We start from the raw sequence: 6,000 nt of genomic DNA on the forward strand, positions 1-6,000 counted from the left end.
CACTGCTGAAATAGCAGTCTGCGCCTGTTCGGTGTGGGCTCCCAGGGCGCGGTACCCAAGTGGTAAGGGAGAGGTCTGCAAAACCTTTATGCGTCGGTTCGATCCCGACCCGCGCCTCCAAATTTATCTCGTTGAAAATAAACGGCTTGACTTTGTCGGCTTTAGTTTTGTGCTAATCGTGTGCTAACCTCTTCGGAGATTCGATCCGAAGAGCCCGCTCCGATGACACATCCCGTTCAAATTTCGGCCGTGCCCTCCATAACGATCTTCGTCCGCCATACGGAGGAGTGCCCTCGTAAAGCGGATGAGTTCTATAAGAACTGCCGGTGCCATAAGCACCTCCGCTGGACCTATGCTGGACGACAACATCGACAAGCAGCACGTACCAGAATTTGGAAACTTGCTGAGGACGCTCGCCGGAAGATTGAGGCCCAGTATGAGGCCGCAGACCCAACAAACCCTGTCCAGTCGGTCTCGGTAGAGGCAAAGGCTGCGGTCACAATCGAACGGGCCGTGCAGCTATACGTCCTTGACAAGCGATCGCAGGGTCTAGGGGGCGGAGTCCTGAAGAAATACGAGCGGGAGCTGGAACGGTTCTCCAATTTTATGGCTCAGCGTTCAAAACGCTTTCCCCATGAAATTGCCTTGGATACACTCACGGAGTTCCGCGCCGAGTGGAGTGATACATACCCGTCATCAACCACCCGCGCGAAGGTCCAGGAACGACTCCGAGGATTTCTGCGGTATTGCTACGAAGCACGTCTGATCGACCGGGTACCTAGCCTCTCCCCGATTAAAGTCGATGAACCTCCCACCATGCCTCTCGCTCCAGAGCAATATAGTCGTCTCCTTGAAGTCATTCCCGATGAATTCCCCTCCCCAAAAGCTCAAAGGGTTCACGCTTTCGTTCAGCTCATGCGGTTCAGTGGACTCGCAGTGGGGGATACGGTGAGACTGGAGAGGGACGAACTCCTCTACGATTCAAAAAAGAGAATACACAGGGTCGTAACGGACCGGCAGAAAACAGGGACTGATGTCTCTGTAGCACTTCCGCCAGAGGTCGCTTCGGAGGTCATCTCCGCAATGAAACTCAATCGCCATCCAAAATACATTTTCTGGAACACCGGGACCGGAAAGCTTCAGACGGCGGTCACCAACTGGCAGCACGATCTCAGGCAGATCTTCAGGGCAGCAGGACAACTGGAGGGCCATCCTCACCAGCTTCGGGATACGTTCGCAGTGTCGTTGCTTGAGAGAGGAGTCCCACTGGAAGAGGTGTCGAAATTACTCGGACACACGTCGATCAAGACGACTGAGAAGTATTATGCGAAGTGGGTGAAGGCGAGACAAGATCGATTGGATGATCTCGTAATGGCGACCTGGGCTAGCGGCCCAGCACTGGTCGAGGCTGGAGCTTAGAGCACGCTAGGAAGCGGCAGTACGTCTCCGATGATGGACTCGAATCAAAACGCTTTCGGGGATTCTGAGCGTTACATACGGTCGCTTATGACGGGTTTCAGCGTGTCCCCACCAGAGCACTCCGTCTTCGCCTTCAAATATCTTTTTGATAACTTTCTCACTGAGATGCCACATCTCCGAGACCTCTCCTACGGAGTAATGCCTTTCGAGGGCAACGGAGTGCGGCCGCTCCGACTGAGGCGGTTTACGTGGCGGATAATATAGGCTCATACGTCGCTCCCGAACGCTATGCCTAAGCATGTGTACTCTTTCGATTCCCGTCCAATGAAAAGTTGTGCGGGAACTATTACTCGGCGGAATAGTGCTTCGGCCAACCGGGAAGAAAGTCACTCCCATCTTAGTAAGGAGCAGGGGTTCCACAGGTCTTGTCCGGAGTTTTGGGCCCATGAGTCAGATTGATTTTCGTCTCCTCCAATCCGCCATTGTGTTAGCCGATGAGTTGAACTTCTCTCGTGCCGCTTCCCGCCTCCATCTGACCCAACCTGGGCTCACCAAGCAGATACAGGATCTGGAGTCACAACTGGGCGTCAAAGTATTTGTGCGAAGCAGCCAACGAGTTGAGGTCACAGAACCTGGCCTGGTCTTCATTGAACACGCGAAACTCGCGGTGTTTCATTTGGAACGCGCCGTACATTTAACTCGCGCGGCGGCCAAAGGAGCGGAGGTCGTCGTCAACTTTGGAAGCTCTCCATACATTGACCCGTACATCATTTCGACGATGCTCTCTGTCCGGCTTCCACTCTTTCCAACCATGCGTGTTCATACTCACAGTCATTTCTCGCCCGAACTGATGCGCCAAGTCAGTTCGGGCGAATTAGACATTGCCATCGTCGCGGCGGGAGAAGAAAACTCACGGCTGAATTTCTTAGAACTTGAAAGTCATCCCCTATTCGCCCTTATGCAAGCGGAGGACGCCATCGCGCGAAAGCGAGCCGCATATTTGGACGACTTTGATGATCGAGTGTGGGTGCTATTTGGAAAACATGTCCATCCTAGGATGCATGATTCGATCCTCTCTCGGGCCAAAGAGCTCGGAATTGCGCCTCGCGAAATTCAATATTTCACGACAGCAGAAGAGGCAGCGCACCTTGTGGTCAAGCATGAAGGGGTAGCATTCTTGACTCGCACTGGCGCTTGGCGGGTCGCTCGAAATGGATTAACGATGCGCCCCTTGGATGAACCGACTCTTGCGGTGAAAACAACGCTCATCACTCGCGCGGACGACCGATCACGCTTGACCAGCGAGTACGTGAGATCGGCTAAGAGGAAGTTCGAACGGAAGAGCGACGGTGAGCAGCAGAAACTTCCATTGGCCGTCTAGCGGCGGAGACGCTCGTCTGTCTCTTCAATCACCCCTTCGTTTAGGGGACCTTGATGTCCACATTGCGAACAATGAAAAACACCGGCAGCATCCGGTGTCCCATCCGGTTCTTCGCGCCGCGATGCGCGGCCACAAGCAGGGCAGATGTGAGCGTGAACTAATCGAAATGATCCCCGGTTGTCATTCTTGTCCCTCAAAATGTGACCCTCTCGAGACATTCAGGGAATGCGCGACAATCGATAGCCTCATCCGCTATCGAGCGGTTTTACTTACCTCCGAGTGAGAGTGCACTCTTCAGTGATCTAGCATTCCGGTCGAGTCTTCGAACGCCCTATTGTTGTGTCTCGACTTGAAGAATGTGGTTGTGGAGCGCACTAGATTGGCAATCCCCTTCCGGTGTCGGATTAAAAAACAGCTGGTCTTCACGGAATGGTTTCTCGCAAGAGTTCTTCTCACCCAAAGAGCTCCCGAATTTGTTCGTTAGTGGCCGCCCGCAGTTGATACGTTGTGGTGCCTTGGTCGCGAAGTTCGGTAGCAGCCCGGAGAAATTCACCTATGGCTGCCTTCGCTAGAGAACCTCCCACGCTGATTCTCTTGACGCCGAGTAAGTCCAGATCCTTCACGGAGAGAGCGCCCCCCTCAGATCCGAGCAGCACATTGACCGGTCGATCTAAAGAGCGTACAACCTCCGCGACTTCCTTGGCGTCGCGGAGTCCAGGCGCATAAAGCACATCCGCACCCGCCTCCTGATACGCCTGAAGCCGTGCGATGGTGTCAGCGAGATTCGCTCGGCCAACCCCGGAGTTCTCAGCACCGGCTGTGAGCGTAAATGGGAATGATAAGCTTGCCGCCGCAGCTACCGCTGCTCGGATGCGTTCAGACGCGACATCGACGGGATAGACAGGCTCGTCATCCCGCCCCGTGCTGTCTTCAATCGATCCGCCCACAACTCCCGTCTCTGCTGCAAGCAGAATGGCCCGGCCTACCGCGTGCGGCGAGTCCCCAAATCCGTTTCCTAGATCTGCGGTTATGGGTAAGTTCGTGCCCTCCGCCATCTCCGTCAGGTGTTCGAACACAATATCAATGGGAACAGAGTTATCCCGCAAGCCGTGGCTACAAGCCAGGCCCAAACTCGTGCTGGCAAGAGCTTCGAATCCAAGCTGCTCAAGGAGCCGTGCCGTACCTAAGTCCCAAGGATTTGGGATCACGAACGCGCCCTTTCCGTCGTGGAGAGAACGAAAGGCTTCAGCCTTAGCTAATTGGGTTAAGCTGTTGGACTGTCTCATTGGGAACTCCTTTTGCTAGGTTGTTCGGGCAGAGTCGTGCAGGTTCCACAGGAGTGACCGCATTCTCATCTTCCCTCCGCTCGTTCACCGCGCAAGGTCATTACCGCGCTCGAAATGCTGGCCACTACCTTGCCGTCTTCTCGCTCAATTTCGCATAAGTAGTGGCTGATGATTCGCCCTTTGTGCGTAGCTCGCGCGTGAGCGCGCAAGCTAGATTGCCACACGGGTCGAAGGAATGCTGCTTTCAAATCGATGGTAGTGAATGTTTCGCCCATATCCATCAGGGTGGAATGCGCTGTGCCGATGGCCGCATCCGCCAACTCACACAGAAGCCCCCCATGCACAGTTCCTTGCTGGTTTCCATGAATCGTTGCATCGGCGTCCAGCTCGACTACCGCCATGGCCTCCGCCACTTTGACTATCCGAAACGCTAATAAGCGCGAGATGGCAGTGGGGTAAAGCATGTGGGTGGCATCTTCAGGGGACAATCGTCCGTCCACTTGGCGTGTCAGGTATTCGAGTACAGGTAAATGGTGGTTCGTAACGGTCATAGTGGCGACTGTCCTGCTTTCATCTTGTAAAACCGCAGTAAAGTGGTACCGTTTCAAGCGAAATCATATTAGGCTATGCTAGGACAATCCAATTATTGTCCTAGGTACATTCAATGACGGCTTCGCGGGCTTCCTCTCTGGCTAATGCACTTGCTGAAAGAATTCGCAGCGGACAGCTTGCTCCCGGCACACTACTGCCGACGCATCGCAAATTTGCGGCCACTCATAAGATTGCACTGGCTACCGCAAGCCGAGTCTACGCAGAGCTCAAGGTCACGGGATTAATCGTGGGAGAGACAGGTCGCGGCTCATTTGTGCGGGAGCGTCCGCTTCAGAGGGAGTGGGATTCGGGCGATGAGGCCCGGCTCAACCGTCAGGCAGCGGATCTTTCCTTCAACCATCCCAATGTTGATGGCCAAGCCGAATTGATGAGGTCGACGCTGCGTTCGATGGCGTCGTCGGGAGACGTTGCCGCTCTCATGCATCAACAGCCCTCGGGCGGTCGCAGACATGAACGGGATATCGTCTGTCGTTACCTCGCTGCGCGCGGTATCGTTGTCGAGAATGAGCAAGTCTTCCTTGTCAATGGAGCCCAGCATGGGCTCGACGTCGCGGTTAGAGCGAAATTGCACGCCGGAGATCGCGTGGCAGTAGACGCGTTGACCTATCCAGGCTTCAAGATGATCGCTGCGTCTGACGGGATAGAGTTGATTCCAGTGGCTACATGTGGCTCTGGCCCGGACCTCGATGTTCTGGAACGGGCTTGTCGCGACCGCGATCTACGTGCCATATACACCATGCCGACGGTGCAGAATCCGTTGGGTTGGGTGCTCGATAATGAGCAACGCTACCGTTTGGTCAACATCGCTCGACGGCACGACTGTCTGCTCATTGAAGATGCGACATATTCATTTTTGGCACATAAGGCGCCTCCCGCACTCGTCTCCATGGCGCCTGAGCGCACCATCTATGTATCCAGCCTCTCCAAGAGTGTGGCAACCGGGCTGCGTTTTGGGTTTATGGTGGTGCCCAAGCCATTCATCAGTGCCATAAAGGCGCAAGTGCGGGCCAATTTCTGGAGCATGCCCAGCCTGATAACGTCCATGGCGACACGATGGATTGCCGATGGAACCGTGGACAGATTGGAACGACGTGGACGCCAAGAGGCTAAGATTCGTCAGGCTCTAGCGCGTGAGGCGTTCTCCGGGTTAGATTTGGTCGCCAATCCGATCTCGCTTTTTGCGTGGTTGAAACTTCCGCCTGAACTTCGCATGGATCGCGTCACCGCTGCCTTAGCTGAGCGGAATATAGCTGTCTCTACGGCACAGGCGTATGCCACTACGAAGCATGTCCCGCATGCATT

General features: G+C 54.8%; 5 protein-coding genes and 1 tRNA gene. 4 read left to right on the forward strand and 2 right to left on the reverse strand.

Annotated elements, in window-relative coordinates; translation table 11 throughout:
• Positions 1-45: 45 nt before the first annotated feature.
• From AC5E6W_RS08035 to AC5E6W_RS08045, 3 genes are all read left to right on the forward strand, one after another.
• Positions 46-120, forward strand: a tRNA-Cys gene (locus AC5E6W_RS08035).
• A 102-nt stretch (positions 121-222) separates the two neighbouring features.
• Positions 223-1,419, forward strand: a complete 1,197-nt coding sequence (locus tag AC5E6W_RS08040; protein WP_491751754.1) for a tyrosine-type recombinase/integrase — start codon at positions 223-225, stop codon at positions 1,417-1,419.
• 445 nt (positions 1,420-1,864) lie between these two features.
• Positions 1,865-2,800 carry a LysR family transcriptional regulator gene (locus AC5E6W_RS08045; protein ID WP_491751755.1) on the forward strand — a complete coding sequence of 312 codons (936 nt, stop codon included), beginning with the start codon at positions 1,865-1,867 and terminating at the stop codon, positions 2,798-2,800.
• Between the two features lie 452 nt (positions 2,801-3,252).
• On the opposite strand, the gene AC5E6W_RS08050 is transcribed toward AC5E6W_RS08045, so the two are convergent.
• Both AC5E6W_RS08050 and AC5E6W_RS08055 read right to left on the reverse strand, forming a co-directional pair.
• Positions 3,253-4,086, reverse strand: a complete 834-nt coding sequence (locus tag AC5E6W_RS08050) for an isocitrate lyase/PEP mutase family protein (protein WP_491751756.1) — start codon at positions 4,084-4,086, stop codon at positions 3,253-3,255.
• Between the two features lie 65 nt (positions 4,087-4,151).
• Positions 4,152-4,637, reverse strand: coding sequence for a PaaI family thioesterase (locus tag AC5E6W_RS08055; protein ID WP_491751757.1), 486 nt, complete (start codon positions 4,635-4,637; stop codon positions 4,152-4,154).
• Positions 4,638-4,750: 113 nt separating this feature from the next.
• Between AC5E6W_RS08055 and AC5E6W_RS08060 the strand changes: the two genes are divergently transcribed.
• Positions 4,751-6,000 (forward strand): aminotransferase-like domain-containing protein (locus AC5E6W_RS08060; RefSeq protein ID WP_491751758.1); only part of this gene is annotated, 1,250 nt, incomplete at its 3' end.

The organism is Bryocella sp., from assembly GCF_058498515.1.

What these genes read in the sequence shown, in the direction of transcription:
- AC5E6W_RS08040 (WP_491751754.1), top strand. Translation starts at nt 223, where the DNA reads ATGACACATCCCGTTCAAATTTCGGCCGTGCCCTCCATAACGATCTTC.
- AC5E6W_RS08050 (WP_491751756.1), bottom strand. Translation starts at nt 4,086, where the DNA reads ATGAGACAGTCCAACAGCTTAACCCAATTAGCTAAGGCTGAAGCCTTT.
- AC5E6W_RS08055 (WP_491751757.1), bottom strand. Translation starts at nt 4,637, where the DNA reads ATGACCGTTACGAACCACCATTTACCTGTACTCGAATACCTGACACGC.
- AC5E6W_RS08045 (WP_491751755.1), top strand. Translation starts at nt 1,865, where the DNA reads ATGAGTCAGATTGATTTTCGTCTCCTCCAATCCGCCATTGTGTTAGCC.